At 59.3% G+C, this 17,399-nt stretch carries 15 protein-coding genes; 6 read left to right on the top strand and 9 right to left on the bottom strand.

Going from position 1 to position 17,399, the window contains the following annotated elements; translation table 11 throughout:
* A partial coding sequence (locus tag IQ254_RS22720) for an acyl-CoA dehydrogenase (protein ID WP_193968434.1) occupies positions 1–2,318 on the top strand: 2,318 nt, incomplete at its 5' end.
* Here the strand turns inward: IQ254_RS22720 and IQ254_RS22715 are convergent.
* The 3 genes from IQ254_RS22715 to IQ254_RS22705 all read right to left on the bottom strand — a co-directional run bounded on the left by IQ254_RS22715 (position 2,289) and on the right by IQ254_RS22705 (position 4,471).
* Positions 2,289–3,179: a DMT family transporter gene (locus tag IQ254_RS22715; RefSeq protein WP_193968433.1), complete on the bottom strand. Its 891-nt coding sequence runs from the start codon at positions 3,177–3,179 to the stop codon at positions 2,289–2,291. The genes IQ254_RS22720 and IQ254_RS22715 overlap by 30 nt on opposite strands.
* 186 nt (positions 3,180–3,365) lie before the next feature.
* Entirely contained in the window at positions 3,366–3,836 is a 471-nt protein-coding gene (locus tag IQ254_RS22710) for a GNAT family N-acetyltransferase (RefSeq protein ID WP_193968437.1), read from the bottom strand.
* Positions 3,837–3,844: 8 nt separating this feature from the next.
* A complete protein-coding gene (locus IQ254_RS22705) occupies positions 3,845–4,471 on the bottom strand; it encodes a LysE family translocator (protein WP_193968432.1) in 627 nt (208 codons plus the stop codon).
* Positions 4,472–4,857: 386 nt separating this feature from the next.
* Between IQ254_RS22705 and IQ254_RS22700 the strand changes: the two genes are divergently transcribed.
* Together IQ254_RS22700 and IQ254_RS22695 are read left to right on the top strand one after the other, a co-directional pair.
* Positions 4,858–5,799 (top strand): MBL fold metallo-hydrolase, encoded by a 942-nt coding sequence (locus IQ254_RS22700; protein ID WP_193968431.1) that lies wholly within the window; start codon positions 4,858–4,860, stop codon positions 5,797–5,799.
* 365 nt (positions 5,800–6,164) lie between these two features.
* Positions 6,165–7,742: a multicopper oxidase family protein gene (locus tag IQ254_RS22695; protein ID WP_193968430.1), complete on the top strand. Its 1,578-nt coding sequence runs from the start codon at positions 6,165–6,167 to the stop codon at positions 7,740–7,742.
* Between the two features lie 37 nt (positions 7,743–7,779).
* Here the strand turns inward: IQ254_RS22695 and IQ254_RS22690 are convergent, their stop codons facing one another.
* Both IQ254_RS22690 and IQ254_RS22685 read right to left on the bottom strand, forming a co-directional pair.
* Entirely contained in the window at positions 7,780–8,109 is a 330-nt protein-coding gene (locus IQ254_RS22690; RefSeq protein ID WP_193968429.1) for a hypothetical protein, read from the bottom strand.
* A gap of 203 nt (positions 8,110–8,312) precedes the next feature.
* Positions 8,313–8,852, bottom strand: coding sequence for a DUF4334 domain-containing protein (locus IQ254_RS22685; RefSeq protein ID WP_193968436.1), 540 nt, complete (start codon positions 8,850–8,852; stop codon positions 8,313–8,315).
* Positions 8,853–9,106: 254 nt separating this feature from the next.
* Here IQ254_RS22685 and IQ254_RS22680 point away from each other — a divergent pair, with 254 nt between their 5' ends.
* The 3 genes from IQ254_RS22680 to IQ254_RS22670 all read left to right on the top strand — a co-directional run bounded on the left by IQ254_RS22680 (position 9,107) and on the right by IQ254_RS22670 (position 11,159).
* Positions 9,107–10,552 carry a mechanosensitive ion channel domain-containing protein gene (locus IQ254_RS22680; RefSeq protein ID WP_193968428.1) on the top strand — a complete coding sequence of 482 codons (1,446 nt, stop codon included), beginning with the start codon at positions 9,107–9,109 and terminating at the stop codon, positions 10,550–10,552.
* A 22-nt stretch (positions 10,553–10,574) separates the two neighbouring features.
* Positions 10,575–10,814, top strand: coding sequence for a hypothetical protein (locus IQ254_RS22675; protein ID WP_193968427.1), 240 nt, complete (start codon positions 10,575–10,577; stop codon positions 10,812–10,814).
* A gap of 87 nt (positions 10,815–10,901) precedes the next feature.
* Positions 10,902–11,159 (top strand): hypothetical protein, encoded by a 258-nt coding sequence (locus IQ254_RS22670; protein ID WP_193968426.1) that lies wholly within the window; start codon positions 10,902–10,904, stop codon positions 11,157–11,159.
* 282 nt (positions 11,160–11,441) lie between these two features.
* On the opposite strand, the gene IQ254_RS22665 is transcribed toward IQ254_RS22670, so the two are convergent.
* The 4 genes from IQ254_RS22665 to IQ254_RS22650 form a co-directional block, all read right to left on the bottom strand.
* Complete coding sequence (locus IQ254_RS22665; RefSeq protein WP_193968435.1) at positions 11,442–12,818, bottom strand: L-serine ammonia-lyase; 1,377 nt, start codon at positions 12,816–12,818, stop codon at positions 11,442–11,444.
* Between the two features lie 38 nt (positions 12,819–12,856).
* Positions 12,857–13,666, bottom strand: a complete 810-nt coding sequence (locus tag IQ254_RS22660; protein WP_193968425.1) for a metFprotein — start codon at positions 13,664–13,666, stop codon at positions 12,857–12,859.
* Between the two features lie 74 nt (positions 13,667–13,740).
* Positions 13,741–14,676, bottom strand: a complete 936-nt coding sequence (locus IQ254_RS22655) for a DMT family transporter (protein WP_193968424.1) — start codon at positions 14,674–14,676, stop codon at positions 13,741–13,743.
* Between the two features lie 274 nt (positions 14,677–14,950).
* Complete coding sequence (locus IQ254_RS22650) at positions 14,951–17,374, bottom strand: FAD-dependent oxidoreductase (protein ID WP_193968423.1); 2,424 nt, start codon at positions 17,372–17,374, stop codon at positions 14,951–14,953.
* Positions 17,375–17,399: the final 25 nt, after the last annotated feature.

Genomic DNA, 17,399 nt, shown 5'->3' with positions numbered 1-17,399 from the left:
CCCTCACCCTCCTCCTCGTCGCCATCCTCCTCCTTCCCCCCCTCCGCCGCAATCTCCTGACTCGCTGGATCGTCAAGGCGATCGCAGCTCTCCACCTGCTACCCAAAATTTCTGACACCGAGCGGGCGGCGATCGAGGCGGGCAACGCCTGGGTCGAGCAGGAATTCTTCACCGGCAAACCCGATTTCCGGCGCATGTTGCAGGCGGCCTATCCTCAGCTCTCAGCCGAGGAGCAGGGGTTTCTGGATGGCCCAGTGGAGCAGGCCTGCGCCATGGCCACAGACTGGGAGATCTACCAGCGCAAAGATCTGCCGCCGGAACTGTGGAAGTTTCTCAGGCACGAGCGCTTCTTTGGCATGATGATTCCCCAGGAGTTTGGCGGGCGGGGCTTTTCCAACCTGGCCTACAGTGCCGTGATGGTGAAGCTGGCTTCGCGCTCATTCACCCATGTGGCCACGGTGGGAGTGACCAACTCCCTCGGCCCGGCCAAGCTCTTGCTGCGCTACGGCACCCCTGAACAAAAAGCCCGCTACCTGCCGCGCCTCGCCATTGGCGAAGAGATTCCCTGCTTTGCCCTGACCGAGCCCACCGCCGGATCCGATGCCGCCAGCCTGACCTCCCACGGCGACGTCTTTCGGGGTGACGACGGCCAGCTCTACCTGCGGCTGAACTGGCAGAAGCGTTACATCACCCTGGGTAGCATTGCCACCCTATTGGGGCTGGCCTTTCGCCTGCGCGACCCTGAGAACCTGCTGGATCGGGGCGAAGATGTGGGCATTACCTGCGCCCTGGTGCCGACCGATACGCCGGGCGTGGTGATTGACCATCGCCACGACCCCATGGGGGTGCCCTTCTACAATTCGCCCACCGAAGGCCACGACGTGATCTTGCCGATTGACCACATCATCGGCGGCATTGGGCAGGCGGGTCACGGCTGGACGATGCTGATGCAGACCCTGGCCTCGGGGCGGGGGGTCAGCTTCCCGGCTAGCTGTACCGGGGTAGGCCAGCTGGTGGCGCGAATCACGGGCGACTACAGCGTGATTCGCCAACAGTTTGGCCTCTCGATTGGCCGCTTTGGCGGGGTCGAAGAACCCCTGGCCCGCATCGGCGGTTTTACCTACATGCTCGATGCGGTGAGGCTTTACACCGTCGGGGCGGTGGATGATGGCGAACAGCCTGCGGTGGTGTCGGCGATCGCCAAATACGTCACCACCGAGCTGGCCCGTCGCATTGTGCTCGACGGCATGGATATTTTGGGTGGAGCCGGGATCTGCCGGGGGCCGCGCAACCTGCTGGCCAATATCTATACCGCTATGCCGATCGCGATCACCGTGGAGGGGGCCAACATTCTCACCCGCAGTCTGATGATCTTTGGCCAGGGGGCGATTCGCTGCCACCCCTACGTCTACGACGAAATTCAGGCGCTGCAAAGTCGAGATGTGGCCGCCTTCGATCGCCTGTTGTGGCCTCACCTGGGGGCGTTGGTGAGCAACGGCCTGCGGAGCCTGGTCTTAACCCTGACTCGGGGGGCCTTCGTCAAAGCTCCCGTCGCTGGCGAAACCGCTCGCTACTACCGCCAGCTGGCCTGGGCCTCCAGTATCTTCGCCTTGCTCACCGATGTGACCCTGCTGACCTACGGCGGTCGCCTCAAGCGCGACGAAAAGCTCACCGGGCGCTTTGCCGATCTGCTGGTTTGGCAATATGTGGCGATCGCCACCCTGCGGCGGTTTGAGGCCGAAGGGCAACAGCCCGAGGATCTGCCCCTGGTGCACTGGAGTTTGCACCACGCCCTATCGCAGCTCACCCCGGCTTTCGAGGGCATTTTAGAAAACCTGCACATTCCCGTCCTGGGCCAGCTGCTGCGGTGGCTCGGCACACCCCTGCTGCGGCTCAACCCCATCAGCCAGTCGCCGACCGACGAGCTGGGGCATGAGGTGGCGGCCCGACTTCAAACCCCTGGAGCAGCGCGCGATCGCCTCACTGCAGGCATCTACCTCCCCACCGACTCCGAGCAATCCCTGGGCCGCTTAGAACGCGCCTTTGACCTGCTTCACACCGCCCAGCCGGTGCTGCAAAAAATCAAGCAGGCTAGCCGCGCCGGGCAGTTACCCCAGGGGCGGCCCGAAACCCTGCTCGATCTGGCCGCCGAGCAGGGCGTGCTCAGCGAGGCAGAAACTACCCTGGTGCGCGCAGCCGAATTGGCCCGCAACGATGCCATTCAAGTCGATGCTTTTACCTTTGCGGACTATCAACGCAGCAGTGGGGTACCTGAGCCGTCGGCGATGTCACAAGCTGGCGCTGTCACTGCGACCTAGTGGTGGTGGAGATGGGGGAGACGACCCAATCACCAGGGCAATTCCTCCCAAAACCGCCACCGCCGCCAACCCTAGCCGCAGGGTGATCGGCTCCTGGAGCCAGATTGTCGCACCGATCGCCGCCAAAATCGGCACGCTGAGCTGTACGGTCGCCGCCTGGGCAGACTTTAACCCCGGCAGGGCCTGGTACCAGAGGGCATAGCCCAGGCCCGATGCGATCGCCCCTGACGCCAGGGCATACAGCGCCCCGGCACCATCCCAGACAAGCTCAGATCGAAAGGTCAAGCTGAGCAGCAGCGCGAGGGGAACTGCCCGCAAAAAATTGCCGCCGGTCGTCTCAATGGGGTTAATCACGCCCTGGCCCAGCAGGGAGTAAATGCCCCAGGCGACACCCGCCCCCAGCATGAGCACGGCTCCCCCCAGGGGCGGGGTAGACACCCCCGGCAGCAGCAGCCCAACCAAGCCAGCTAGCGCAGCCACTACCCCGAGCGTTTGCATGCCGCTGAGCCGCTCGCCGCGCCACAGCCCATAGCCAATCATGGTGACCTGCACCGCCCCAAACAACAGCAGGGCACCCGTGGCAGCAGGCAGGCTAACATAGGCCACCGCAAAACAAATGGCATAGATAAACAGCGCGATCGCCGCCGCCCAGCGGCCTGAAAGTTTCGCCGGAGCGATCGCTAGACCACCCCGCCGCCCAACGATGAAACCCAGCATCAGCGCACCTGAGAGCAGGCGAATTAGGGTAAAGCTGCCTGCATCAATGGTGGTGGTGTTTAGTGCCATCCGGCACAGCAGAGAATTGCCAGCAAAGGCCAGCATCGCCAGCGTCGTCAGCAGCAGGGTGCGGAAAGTAGACATAGGCTGGGTTATTTTGTAGGGCTAGGTATTGTTCTGAAGGTAGTCCACATCGTCTGGGATGGCGTTGAGAGCAGCGCATGCAGCCCTCGGGTGGCATCTGTCTGAATATGGAGAGTGCCCCAAAACCCTTCAATTCTCTGACTAAGCGAGCAGCCGCCTGAAACTTAAAACTCTAGTGTTACGGACTCAGCCAGCGAGGTCGTGCTGCTGGCGTCGCTTGATAAACCTGGCTTCTCCGGCGTAGTCTCCCTCAGCGATGACCTCGGTCAACGTCCAACCCAGGTGTTGGTAAAACCCATAGGCTCTAAGTGTCGGGTCATTACCCGTCAAAAGCCAAATTTCTTCGATACCCTGCGACCATAGCCAGGTCTCAGCCGCTTGCATCAGCGATCGGCCAATCCCCTTGCCTTCAAAGGCTGGTCGCACAAAGATACCGAAAATCGTCGCCGCAGTAGCGTTGGCAATGGCAAAGCCGACCGGCTGCCGATCGTGTTCAGCAATCCAGGCACGGCAGTCGGTTGCCAACATCTCGGCCAGTGACTCTGGGGTAATGCCCAGGGCCGCAATCTCTTCGCGAGATTGGTAATTTTCGGTAACGCTGGTGCGAATGTCGAAGAGGGTTTCTATATCTTTGACCTGGGCAACTCGGATGAGCATAATAGTTGTCATTCGGCGTCGGCAAGGGCAACGTACAGCCCCAGCCCCACCAGCATGCCGCCGGAGACCTGCTGCTGTCGCCGCCGTAGTCTGACGCTGGACCTGAGCCTTTGGCCGATGGGGCCAGCTAGAGTCGCAACGACCAGATCCACCAGGGTGTTGAGGCTGACCGAGATGGAGCCCAACAGCAAAAACTGGAGGGCGACATTCCCGGCCGGATTCACAAATTGCGGAATGAAGGCCAAGAAAAACAGGGCCGTCTTGGGGTTGAGCACTTCGGTGGTGATGCCCTGGTGAAAGGCGTTACGGCTGAATCCTTCGGCAGCATTCTCCAGCGCGGGCGCTTTGTCCGTTTGTCTGATTGTGGTGATGCCCAGGTAGATGAGATAGGCCGCCCCGGCGTATTTGACGACCAGGAATGCGATCGCGCTACTCGCCAAAATCGCCGAAATTCCCAGCGCTGCCGCCATCACATGCACCAGGCCCCCGACAGCGGTACCGAGGGATGAGTGGACCCCTTCTTGCCGCCCGCCGCGAATGCTGCGGCTCAGCACGTAAAAGATTCCTGGGCCAGGCGTAATGGCCAATAACAGAGCCGCCGTAAGAAAAATTCCCCAGTGAGTCAGGTCTGGCATGATCGTGATTCCAAATTTTGAACACTAAATTTTGAGACTATAGCGAGAGCTGATAAACCATATTGAACGATCAGAGGTTAGCTATAGCCCTGGAAAGTTCCTTCAGTTTCAAAAGGGTGAAGTTTGAAGCTGTCTGAATCAAAGGACAGTTCGGTGGGGTCAACGTCAGAGCTTGTCATGGCGATCGCCTCCCTTAGCAAAAGCGGGCTGACCAGACAATCGGGCATCGTCTACATCCTGGGTCAGTACTTCTGAAGTGGAGTCGCGCTGGTCAGCCAGATAACGTCTTTGATGGTTAGCTTTGTCTGCTGCCTACAGTCTGGGCCATCTAGCCAGCGGTATAGTTGACTCAAGCTCAAGGATCCCAGCCCGGAGAAAAGACAGCCATGGCTTCTACAGCAGTTGCCCCCATCGTGTTTGAGTTGCCTGCCGCCGCCCCTGGCAGCTTAGACGTCCAGTGGATTCATGGCTCGGTCTCGCCGAAGCACAACACCGACCCCGATATCCAGGTTCACCCCTATAACGAGCACACAATCATCCTGCGGCAGAACATGGCGGTGCATGCCGAGGCCCCGTTTATGTTTCTGCTGTTTGGCAACGATCGCGCCATTTTGCTCGATACCGGGGCCACGCGATCGCCAGACTTCTTCCCCCTGCGCCAAACGGTGGATGGTCTCATCGATCGGTGGCTAGAGCACCATCCCCGTGAGCAGTACGAGCTGGTGGTGGCCCACACCCATCTCCACCGCGACCACTTTGAGGCCGATCCGCAGTTCTCAGGTCGCCCCAACACCGTCATCGTCGGCAAAACCCTCGCCGCCACCCAGGAATTTTACGGCTTCCAGCATTGGCCCCAGGAGCAGGTGGTCTTTGACCTGGGCGGACGACGGCTGCAGGTGATCGCCACACCGGGCCACGAAGAGGCCGAAGTTTCCATCTACGACCCCTACACCCAGCTGTTGTTTACCGGCGATTTGGTCTACCCCGGCCGACTCTACATCCGCGATTGGGAGGCCTTTGCCGACAGCATCGATCGCATGGTGGCCTTTTGCCAGACCCACCCGGTCAGCCACATCTTAGGCTGCCATATCGAAATGTCGATCTATCCCAGGCTCGACTACCTGATTCGCTGCAACTACCAGCCCTACGAGCGCCCGCTCCAGATGACCGTAGAGCAGCTTCAGTCGATGCAGGGGGCGATCGCCGACATCGACGGCAAACCCGGCATCCATATTTTTGACGACTACATCATCTACAACGGCGTGCCCGATCGCTACTTCACCTACGAGGTGATGAACCCCGACGCCGAACCCGGCGATGTCTGCTGACCTGGGATTGATGGATTGATGGATTGGTGACTGATTGGTAACCGATTTCAGCCTATTGTTTCTACCATTGTTCTCCTTGAGGGATGAGAAAAATCACTATGGCCTTCCATCCTCCGTTTCATCTCCGTCGTCGCAACCTCCCACAGCCGCACCGTGTTCACTGGAGCCCGACAGCGCCTTACGCCCGTCCCCGCTGAACGCCACGCTGTTGTATCTGAAAATAGCTTTTCGAGGTATTAAAAATTCTCCCGACAGTAACTCGCTCAGATCTTGCCTTACCTTGACTTATCTAACATCTTCGCAATATTTCAGGGCTAGGTCACAGCTAAAAAGCCATTCTGGGCAAAAGAGCATTGGTTTAACCCATGTCGTTAAGTCGCCGCGATTTTCTAAGATATGGCATAGTCGGCGGAACGCTGATGTCAGCGCCCCTGAGTTTCCCTCGACCGGCCTGGGCCTTGAGCCCCCAAATCCCCAGATTTCAGCAGCCCTTTCGGGTGCCACCAGAACTCTCCCCCGTCCGCAGCGATGCCACCACCGACTATTACGAAATTCGGCTGCAAAAGGCCATGACCGGTATCTTGCCGGGGTTAACGACCGCAACCTGGGGCTACAATGGCCTGTTCCCCGGCCCCACGATTCGACAGCAGGGCGGCAAGCGCAGCACCGGGGGGCGGCAGTCGGTGGTGCGCTTCATCAACGAGCTGGGCCAAGACGAGCAGGGCGACCCGATTAGCTCGGTGACCCATCTCCACGGCATGGCGTCGCTGCCGCAGTACGATGGCTTCGCCGAAGATTTTATTCCGCCCAACTACTTTAAAGACTACATCTACCCCAACGACCGGGCGGCTACCATCTGGTACCACGACCACATGATCGACCACACGTCGCGGAACGTGTATCGGGGCCTGGCCGGTATGTATATTGTGGAAGACCAGGTAGAGCGCGATCTGGGGTTACCCACTGGGCCCTACGATGTGCCGCTGATTTTGCAGGATGGGTTCTTTGCCGCCGATGGGCGGATGGTCTTTGATGACCGCGATCGCAAGAGCGTCTATGGCGATGTGGCCCTGGTCAACGGCGTGCCCTGGCCGCGCATGGCCGTGGGCAACCGCAAATATCGCTTCCGCATTCTCAATGCCTCGGCCTCCCGGGGGTACAACCTGGCCCTCAGCCGCGACGATCGCCGCCTGACCCTGGGCGACACGCTGATTGTGATTGGCTCCGACGGTGGCCTGCTCAGTGAACCCGTCGAGGTCAAAACGCCCTACCAGGTGCTGGAAATCGGCATGGCCGAGCGCTACGAAGTGATTATCGACTTCGCGCGCTATCCCGTCGGCAGCTCGGTTTTTCTCAAAAATCTCGGCTTTACCGGCAGCATCGACTCCGATGACCGCATTCATACCCTGATGCGGTTTGACGTGGTGCGAGAAGAGCCCGACGACAGCCAGCTGCCCAATACCCTGCGCCCGGTGGAGCGCCTGTCACCGACCGATGCCGTGCGCACCCGCACCCTGCGGTTTGAGCGCAACTCGACCGGGTGGGTAATCAACAACCAAAAATGGAATGCCAAGGCGGTGATGTTGAACCCTCGGGCGGGCGATGTCGAAATTTGGGAACTGGTGAATCCAGGTAGCGGCTGGTTCCATCCGGTTCACATTCATCTCATCGACATGCAAATGCTCGACCGCAACGGTCGCCCCCCTCGCCCCTACGAACGCGGCTGGAAGGATGTGTTTCACGTCGGCGAGTTTGAGACGGTCAGAATTATCGGCAAATTTGGCAGCCGCGACGGCCAGTACATCAACGGCAAATTTATGCTGCACTGTCACAACCTGGTTCACGAAGACCACGCCATGATGACGATTTTTGAGGTCGGCAGGGGCGGGAATGATCCCCTATCGGCCCCCGCGCGGCCCGTTTCAGAAATGCGATCGCTATAGCGTGGGGCAAACACATCCCGACCCACGCAAGCCCAAATTAGCGTCCCGAGCCGTAGATCTCTTCATCGTAGGCCTCGATCGCCTCCATGTTGTAGGGGTCGGGAGGTTGCTCGTAGGTTTTGCCGCGCTGGGGCTGGGCCGGGGGCAAAGCGGGAGATACAGCAGAGGCTTCTGCCTGGGGAGGCGCTGGAGCATCTAAAGACGGCGATTCCTGAATCACAGGCTGGTCTTGGCGAGACGTGGAGCGGCTCGATTCAACCGCTGAGCTGGCAGCATTAGTCTGCGCCAGCGCCATGGGTGCCCACAGCGTGAAAGCCCATGCGATTACCGTAATCAGCCCGATCACCAGCCTGCAAGGAATAACCATGCCGTTTTCCTTTCGGACAAAATACTACAGGGGCATTTTATCGCCTGAAAATTTGGGTTGAGTGGAGCAAAAAAAATCGTAGCAATGCGATCGTTTTGTCAGGCCACTCCGCTTGACCTGTGAATGCTTGATTGGCGTTGAACCTGTGCCAGGGTAAATCCCTGCGGGGGGCTTAATCCCAGGTGCTCCAGACTCAACTGGCTCTAATCTCGCTGCAACATAAAAAAGAAGGGTTGGGGAACGAGCTTGAAGTCCATCACACCCATGACGGTGTTATCGTCCACTTTTTTGAAACTGTCGTTAATGGGCAGGTTGTCATAAATCATGGTGGCGCTGACCTTGCCCCGATATTCCATCATCCGTAGCCGGGCCTGACTGGCCTCCGTTTGAGACAGCGATGTCATTAACCGAATCACCGGACGCATCGCGTCATGCTTGAAGAAGGGCAGGTTCAGGCTCATCTTCATGGCATTCAAATCGGGAGCCACCTTAAAGATGCGATTTTGGCCATCTAAAAACAACAGCGGGTGAACCGTCTCTGGATCGATAAATTCTTTGCCGTACCAGTTCGAGGCGGCTAACAACCCATCCATCGGGTGATGGGTAGAAATTTCAGATCCGCGCCAGCGCCCGATCATGAACGCTAAACTGACGGGCTCTAGGGCATCAAAAAGCTGGAGCGCAGCGTCAATGGTAGCTTGCTTATTCTGAAGAATGGGATCTAGCTGGTCTAGGGTATTCATGGCGATCGCAATCGGCGGCATGTCACACCATGCTATCGCTTTTGGCTGCTGCCAGCTCTGAAGACTGACAACTCCAGAACCGTTGAAACCGCTGCCGATTCAACGGGCTCAAGGTGGCTTGAGCAGGAGATAAACCGTTGTTGTAGGCTAGGAGAGCCGATCTTGGCAGACCCTGTTTTTCACTGACAGCGGTCGATTAGCGCCGATTCGGTGAGTGGCGTTTGCCCAGGGGCGGAATTCAGTTTGAGATATCGATGGGTAGCTTGTTTCAAACGCTAAATCAGGTGCTGAATGCGCCGATCCTCAACTTTGGTAGCGCATCGCTGACCCTGAGCGCGATCGCACAATTTATGCTGGTGCTGCTCATTGCCCTGCTGGTAGCCCTCGCCTTTAAGCGTCTCTTTGCCGACCAAATCTTGAGTCGCCTGGGGTTTAAGCAGGGCACCCGAGAATCGATCGCCACGATTACTAGCTACGGTTTGGGGGTCATGCTCGGCCTGCTGCTGCTGCAAATGCTGGGAGTTAACCTGGCCTCGATCGCTGTTTTGGCGGGCAGCCTGGGCATTGGCATTGGCTTTGGTCTGCAAGACCTGACCCGTAACTTTACCAGCGGCATTGCCATGCTGGTCGAGCAAAAGCTCAAAGTGGGTGACTTTGTCGAGTGGGAAGGGCAGGCGGGCTATATTGCCGAAATCTCTCTGCGCTCTACGGTAATTCGCACCATCACCCAGCGGCACATCATCATTCCCAACAGCACCTTGGCCGGTAACCAGGTCACCAACTGGACCTACAACGACACCAAAGGCTGGGTATCGGTTATCGTCAGCGTTGCCCACGAAAGCGACCCGGTAGTGGTGATCGAAGCGCTGCTCGACTCGGCCTATCTCGAAGAAACCGTCTCCTACGAATATCCGCCGGAGGTCTATTTAACTAACTTTGGCCAAAACTCCCTCGACTTTATTTTGTGGATTTGGGTCGATCGGGTCGATCTGAAGCACAAAACCGAAAGCTCCCTGCGCTTCATCATTGACCAAAACCTGCGGCAGCACCGTATTCGCCTGGCCTCCCCCCGCTACGATCTGTGGCACCGCAACCCCAATATTGTGTTGCAGTCCTCGGTGGACGACTACGGAGATTACGCCTACGTGCAGCAAGCCGTGCCTACCTTTAGCGACACCTATCCCAAGCCAGTTGCGGTGAGAGACCTGCTGCGACAGCTGCCCTACTTTGCCGAGTGCAACACCCTCGAACTGCGCAAGCTGGTCGAAATTGGCTATCGCAGGCGCTTAGAGATGGGCGAAGTGCTCTACAAGGCAGGCGATCCGGGGGATGCGTTTTACATCATTCTGCTGGGTGCGGTGAAGTACAGCCTCAACGGCAACGATCAGCCGACGATCATGCGGGCCGGGCAGTTTATTGGTGAATTTTCGCTGATGCTGGGCATTCCCCGCACGGTGACGGTAACGGCACTCGAAGACACGACGGTGTTTGCCATTAGCCCGGATGGGTTCAAAAAGATTTTGCAGAGCCAGCCCCGCCTCTACGACATGATTGTGCAAGAGATGGGTCGCCACGAAGCCGAGCTGGTGCAGCAAAACCGTCGCCTGCGCGAGCTGGGGCTAATCACCCAGGACTACGACAAAAACCCGGTGGCCTGGGTGCAAAAACAGCTAGAGAAACTGTTTTCGCCCCATACCTGATCCGACCTCACCGCTCACGCGGATGATCTCGCAAAAAGGGTGGACGCCCCGCATCCTGTGGAACGCATCTGAGCGTAAACCCCTGGCAAAGCAGCTGCTCGCCGCCGCCGCCAGCGCCCAGGGCATCGAGACTCAGGCGCTAGGCGCGTGGTTTACCCAGCAGCAGCTCAACGACCCCAAGGTATTTCTGCCCCAGCTCAGCCAGCGGCTAGAGGCCATGGTCGGCGACCAGTGGCTCTTCGACCCTGGGGCATTTCGGTAGGGTGCAGAAACCGGGTGTCTTACGCAAGGCAATACAGTATCAGCTATCTCGCTGAAGTAGGATGAAAACATATCAAGGGGCAAGACCATGACCTCATCCGCACAGCCACCAGAGAGTTTTGAGAGCCAGGTGCTAGAGCGGCTAGACCGCCTGCAGCAGAGTGATGAGCGCCTGAGCAGCGATGTCGAGAGGCTAAGCAACGACGTAGAGGCCAGCAACACCCGCTTCGAAAAGTGGGATGGGCGGCTGTGGGGGCTCACCCTGGGGCTAATTGGCACCGCCTGGACAGCCATCTTTGCGGCATCGGCGGTGGTGATCACCCGCATTTTGTCGGCGGGCAATTAGCGTTCTAGTCGCTTTGCAACCGTACGGTTGCCCAACAGAATGACTTGTTGTACGGTATCCCCTGCGGGGAATGTAATCTAGGACGGGCGTGGGGGAAGTTACAGCTTCCCCTACGCCCTAAAACATCCCAGCTTAGTCGTGGTAAGTGAGATGCCCTAGGTGCATTCTAGGAGCTAGCGTCTTCGTTTACCTTGCTCAGAAAACTCAGCACCCTCACTGGTGTTGGGTTACGCTGGCGCTAACCCAATCTACGAGATCCCTAGTTTTAGCCCTAACACGGCATCAGCATTCAATCACATTCACCGCCAGCCCCCCGCGCGAGGTCTCCTTATACTTTTCGTGCATGTCGCGCCCGGTTTCGACCATGGTTTTGATCACCTCGTCGAGCTGAACGAAGTGCTTGCCATCGCCCTGGAGGGCAAGGCGGGTGGCGTTGATCGCCTTGATTGACCCCATGGCGTTGCGCTCAATGCAGGGCACCTGCACCAGGCCGCCTACCGGGTCGCAGGTGAGACCCAGGTTGTGCTCCATGCCGATTTCGGCGGCGTTTTCGACCTGGGCGGGGGTGCCGCCGAGCACTTCGGTTAACGCCCCTGCCGCCATCGAGCAGGCGACGCCGACTTCGCCCTGACAGCCGACATCGGCCCCAGAAATCGAGGCATTTTCTTTGTAAAGAATGGCGATCGCCCCCGCCACCAGCAAAAAATTCACCACCCCGTCTTCGCAGGCCCCGTGGCAAAAGCGGGTGTAGTAGTGCAGCACGGCAGGGATAATGCCCGCTGCGCCGTTGGTGGGGGCTGTGACCACGCGCCCGCCGCCCGCGTTTTCTTCGTTGACGGCCATGGCGTAGAGGTTGACCCAGTCCATAATGCTGAGCGGGTCGGCCAGGGTGTATTCCGATCGCTGCTTGAGATGGCGATAGAGCCCGGCGGCCCGCCGCTTGACCTTGAGCCCGCCGGGGAGAATGCCGTCGGTATTACACCCCCGCACCACGCAGGCCTGCATCACCTGCCAGAGCTTCAGCAGCTCGGCCCGGATCTCCGCTTCAGCGCGCCAGGTCAGCTCGTTGGCCAGCATGATCTGGCTGATCGACAGCCCCGACTGGTGGCACTGGGCCAGCAGCTGGGCCGCGGTGGTAAAGGGGTAGGGCAGGGGCGACTGGTGCAGCTCCAGGCGATCGCTCGCAGCGGCCTGCTCATTGACGACAAAGCCGCCGCCCACCGAGTAGTAGGTGCGATCGCGCAGTACCGCACCCGTGCCGTCAAAGGCGGTAAACACCATGCCGTTGGGGTGAAAGGGCAGCGGTTTCCAGTGAAACGTGAGGTCGGTCTTTTCGTTAAAGGCCAGCACCTGCTGCTGCAAGAGCCAGATCGACTGGGTTTCGCGAATGCGTTCCAGATGCCCGTCGATCAAATCGGGGTCGATGGTGTCGGGCGACTCGCCTTCGAGGCCTAGCAACACGGCGCGATCGCTGCCGTGGCCCCGGCCCGTGGCCCCCAGCGATCCGTACAGATCGATCTGGATGCGCTGCACCTGCGACCGCAGCCCGTCGTCGGCGAGGCCCTGGGCAAACCGCCGCGCCGCCTTCATCGGTCCCACGGTGTGGGAACTGGAGGGGCCAATGCCGACTTTGAAGATATCGAAGACGCTGGTAGACATGCCGGTGGAAACGGTGGGAGAGGAAAGGTGAACCTGGGTCATGCCGGAATCGCCTCCTGCGAAAGTCGGGTGGTTAACCAATCGCGCGATCGCGCCACGCCGCCGAAAGTGTAGAGGTGAAAGTGACTGATGCGATGGTCGGAGACCGGTCCATTAGGACCATCGCTCAGCCCGTCGACCAGATAGTCGGGGGTTTGCACCGTCAGGAGTTGACCCAGTCGAGCCGACTGATGCCGCAATCCTAGCAGGCTGGTTTTGACCCCGCAGAGTTTGGCGAACTTGAGTAACGTGGTTGGGCTGGTGGGGCCGGGAATGCCGAGATAAATGGGCAGCGCATTGAAGGGTTCAATGCGATCGAGCCAGGCGCGCACGGTGGCGACATCCAGCGACCACTGGGTCATGACAAACATGTCGGTGCCGGTGTCGCGGGCGTACTGGTTTTTGAGGGCGAGAATGCGATCCGATGCCGGTTCGTCCATCACCGGCATACCCTCGGGATGTCCGGCAACGCCCACCCGCAAGCCGTCAAACAGACCCGTTTCCAGCAGATCCAGCGTGGAGCTGAAGGGGCCGACGGGGCGATCGGGACTGCCGCCTATGATCAGCACCTGGCGAATCTGGGCCTGGTCGCGCAGGGCGGCGAGGTAGTCGTACAGGTGGGTGCGATCACGCATGCTGCGGGCGGGCACGTGGGGAATGGGGTCATAGCCGAGGGCACGCAACCGAACAGCCTGAGCTACCACGTCGCGATCGTCGGCCCCTGGCAGGTAGGTGATCGATACCTCTCGCACCGCGTGGGGCAGCTCTAAGACATCTACCTTTGGTGTCACTTCGATTGAAAACTGCATGGCGGCAACCTGTTGGGAACGAGGGAGTAGGGAGTAGGGAGTAGGGAGTAGGGAGTAGGGAAGCAGGGGTTTTACTATGGCTTCATGCTGAGGAAACGTCTGGGGTCGGTGTGTTTTACCTTCCTGGGGGTATCGGCTCCACCCCGGTAGACGAGGGCCACACCGATCGCCGCAATCACTAGACCGGCGGCATCGACCCAGGCGATCTGGTCATTGAACAGGAGAAATCCCAGCACTAGGGTCGTGGGCGGTGTCAGGTACATCAAACTGGCCACTCGGGCGGCTGTGCGATACTCCAACAGCTTCAGCATCAGCCCGTAGGAGCCGATCGACAGCACGATAATTAACCACCCCAGGGCAAACACAAACTGCTGGGTCCACTGAACGCTCATGCCTTCGATAAAAATCGCCAGGGGCCACAGGGCGATCGCGCTGGCCACGGCCTGCACAAACAAACTCTGAATCACCGGCAAATTTTGCTCTGGCTGGGTGCGATTCAGGTGGCGCTGGTAGAGCGTCGCCACGGTCATGCTGGCTGCCGCCAAAAAGGGCAGCACATACCCAAGCGGCGCCACCGCTCCGGCCCCCTCCAGTTTGGTAACCACTACCAGCACCACGCCCACCAGGCCGACTCCTGTCCCCCACCACTGCACTGCCGATATCGACTCACCCAAGAGCGGGCCAGATAAAACGCTGGTAGCCATCGGCTGCAACGCCGTGATCAGCGCCACAATCCAGGGCGAAACGCCCAGCGCGATCGCCCCCAGCGCCGCACTGAGCCAAACGGCGTGAGCCAGCACACCCACAAAGGCCGAACGGGCGATCGCCGTCTTGCTGTGAAACTGTAGCTTCCGCCGATAGCTCAACCAGATCAGCAGCAGTATTGCCACCAGGACATAGCGCACAAACAACAGCGTGAATGGCCCGGCGTAGGGCAACCCATACTTCGCGCCAATGAAGCCAGAACTCCACAGCACAACAAACAGGAGTTCGAGTCCAAGAATTTGCATTCTGAATACCTTATTGATCGGCCACTAGTGATCTTTCAGTCAGTCTTAAAAATTTGGATGTACTGTGGCGTGCATCAAGCGAAATGCGCCCCACGCAGGCTCACGCAACTCACTGTCCCCTCCTGGGAGGGGCTGGGGGTGGGTCTGTCTCAACTTTTGAACAGCTTATTCATAGAAAGTGACTGCTTTGGCGTCATCGTTTTGACCCACCCCGCCCTCCGGGCACCCCTCCCAAGAGGGAGGATGTTAGCCCTTACCGGAGATTAAGGTTGGTTTACAGCAGCTTCTCAACCACCGTTGCCGCCAGGGGCTGGCCGAAGTATTCCACCGCGACCTGGGTACCGGGTTGAGCATGGGCCAGCGGCAGATAGACAAACACCACGCAGCGCCCCAGACTGTAGCCGTAGCCCGCGCTGGTGGCGTAGCCCAGCACCTTGCCGTCGGCAATTACAGGTTCTTTGCCCATCGCGATCGCCGCCGGATCGTCTAGCGTTACAAAGCAGAGCTTGCGGCTGGCGTATTCCTGGCGCTGTAACAATGCTTCTTTCCCAATAAAGTCGCCCTTGTTTGGCTTTACCGCAAAACCGAGCCCTGCCTCATAGGGGTCATATTCCGTGTGAATATCGTGTCCCCAAAACAGGAAGCCCTTCTCCAGCCGCAGGGATTCAAAGGCCCCCAATCCAGCGGCGATGATGCCGTGCTCCTGACCCGCCGTCCACAGCGTATCCCAGAGCTTCAGGCCACACTCAGTCGGCGCATAAATTTCCCAGCCCTCTTCACCCACGTAGGACACTCGCACCGCCAGCACTGGAATGTTGCCGATAGTGAGCCGCTGATTGGTGAAGAACTTGAACTTGGGCTTAGACACATCCGTTTGGGTCACGGCCTGCAAGATCTCCGGCGCTTTTGGCCCCCAGAGGCCCACACAGCAGTAGCTAGACGACACATCGGTAATGCGAACGGAACCATCCTCAGGCAGGTGGGTCGTCATCCAGGCCAGGTCGTGACCGTGGACGGAGCCACCCGTCACCACCCAGTATTTCTCAGCCCCCAGGCGGCTCACCGTCAGGTCGCACATGATGCCGCCGTTGGCATCGAGCATGGCGGTATAGATCACCTTGCCGACGGGCTTGTCGATATCGTTAGCGCAGAGACTTTGCAGGTAGGCCACCACGCCGGGGCCAGTCACCTCAAATTTGGCAAAGGGGGTGAGGTCATAGAGAGCCGCTTTTTCCCGCGTAGCCAAATGCTCTGCCCCCTGAATCGGTGACCAGTTCTTCGCCTCCCAGCCCTGACGCTGAGGAATGGCGTACTGATCCAATAGATCCCCATTGGCCTCAAACCACTGGGGCCGCTCCCAGCCAGCGCTGAAGATGAACTGAGCACCCAGTTCTTGCAGGCGGGGATAGAAGGGGCTAACCCGCAGCTCCCGCGAGTGGGTCTGCTGGTCGAGCGGGTGAATGATGTCGTACACCTCGTCGTACTGCTGCGCCCCAGCGCGGGTAATGTAAGCCGCGCTCTTGCACACCGCCGAGAAGCGATTGATATCCATCTCGTGAATATCCAGACTGGGCACGCCGGTCGTCATCAGTTCCGACACAATTTTGCCAACGCCGCCGCCGTGGGTGACCCACACCGCCTCCGCCACCCAAAAGCCTTTCGCTTTAATGGATTCACCCACGATCGAGCCGCTGTCGGGGGTAAAGGAGAACATGCCGTTGATTTTGTAGGTCAGCTCCGCCCCCCCTAGCGCGGGGAAGAGTTCCTTCGCCGATTCCCAGGCGGGGCCAAAGTGCTCTTCGGTAAAGGGACGCACCGAGGGCATCACCGGGGCTTCGGCAAAGGGCAGAATGTTGTCGGGGTCCACCAGCAGCGGTTCGTGCTGGTACGTGCCAATCCCCCAGCAGTCGCCGTGCTGCCGAAAGTACATGGCATGGTCCTGGTGGCGCACCATGGGATAGGTGACTTCCTCCGTCATCCCCGCCAGCTCAGGAATCGGGGCAGTTTTCACATACTGGTGCTGCACCGGGGTGAGGGGAATCACTTCGCCCACCATGCGCCCGATGCGAGGTCCCCAGATCCCGGCACAGACCAGCACCTTGTCGGTCTCGATCCGGCCCTTGTCAGTGACAACCGCCTGCACCTGACCATTCACCACCTCAATATCCATCACCGTCGTGTGGCTGTAGAATTCAGCAGCCCCGGCTGCTTTGGCGTAGTTAGCCATCGCTTCCGCCGCCCGCAGGGCCTTAGCAATGCCGTCGGTGGGCACAAAATAACCGCCCAGCACTTTAGTTTCATCCACCAGCGGCACCTTGGCCTTGACCTCCGCCGGGGTGAGTAGGCACGCCCCTTCGACCCCCCAAGACTTGGCCCAGCCCAGCTTGCGCTGGAGCTCGGCCAGGCGGGCTTCAGTGTAGGCCACCTCCACACCGCCGCAGGGGTAAAAGGCAGGGCCTTCCTCGGTGCTGAGCTGGCTATAAAGCTCGACCGTGTACTGGGCCAGCTTGGTCATAGTCTTCGACGAGTTGGTCTGAAACACCAGACCCGGCGCGTGGGAGGTAGAGCCGCCCGTGGCAAAGAGTGGGCCTTGCTCGACGACGACGATATTTTTCCAGCCCAGTTTGGCCAGGTGGTAGGTGGTGCTACAGCCGACGATGCCTGCACCGATGACGACGAGGGTAGCGGTGGATTGCATAGGGGTTCTCCGGTGGGGGTGGGGG

Source organism: Nodosilinea sp. LEGE 07088, from assembly GCF_015207395.1.
GTDB lineage: Bacteria > Cyanobacteriota > Cyanobacteriia > Phormidesmidales > Phormidesmidaceae > Nodosilinea.
The sequence above is the reverse complement of the archived record's forward strand: the minus strand, read 5'-3'. Positions and strand labels throughout refer to the sequence as shown.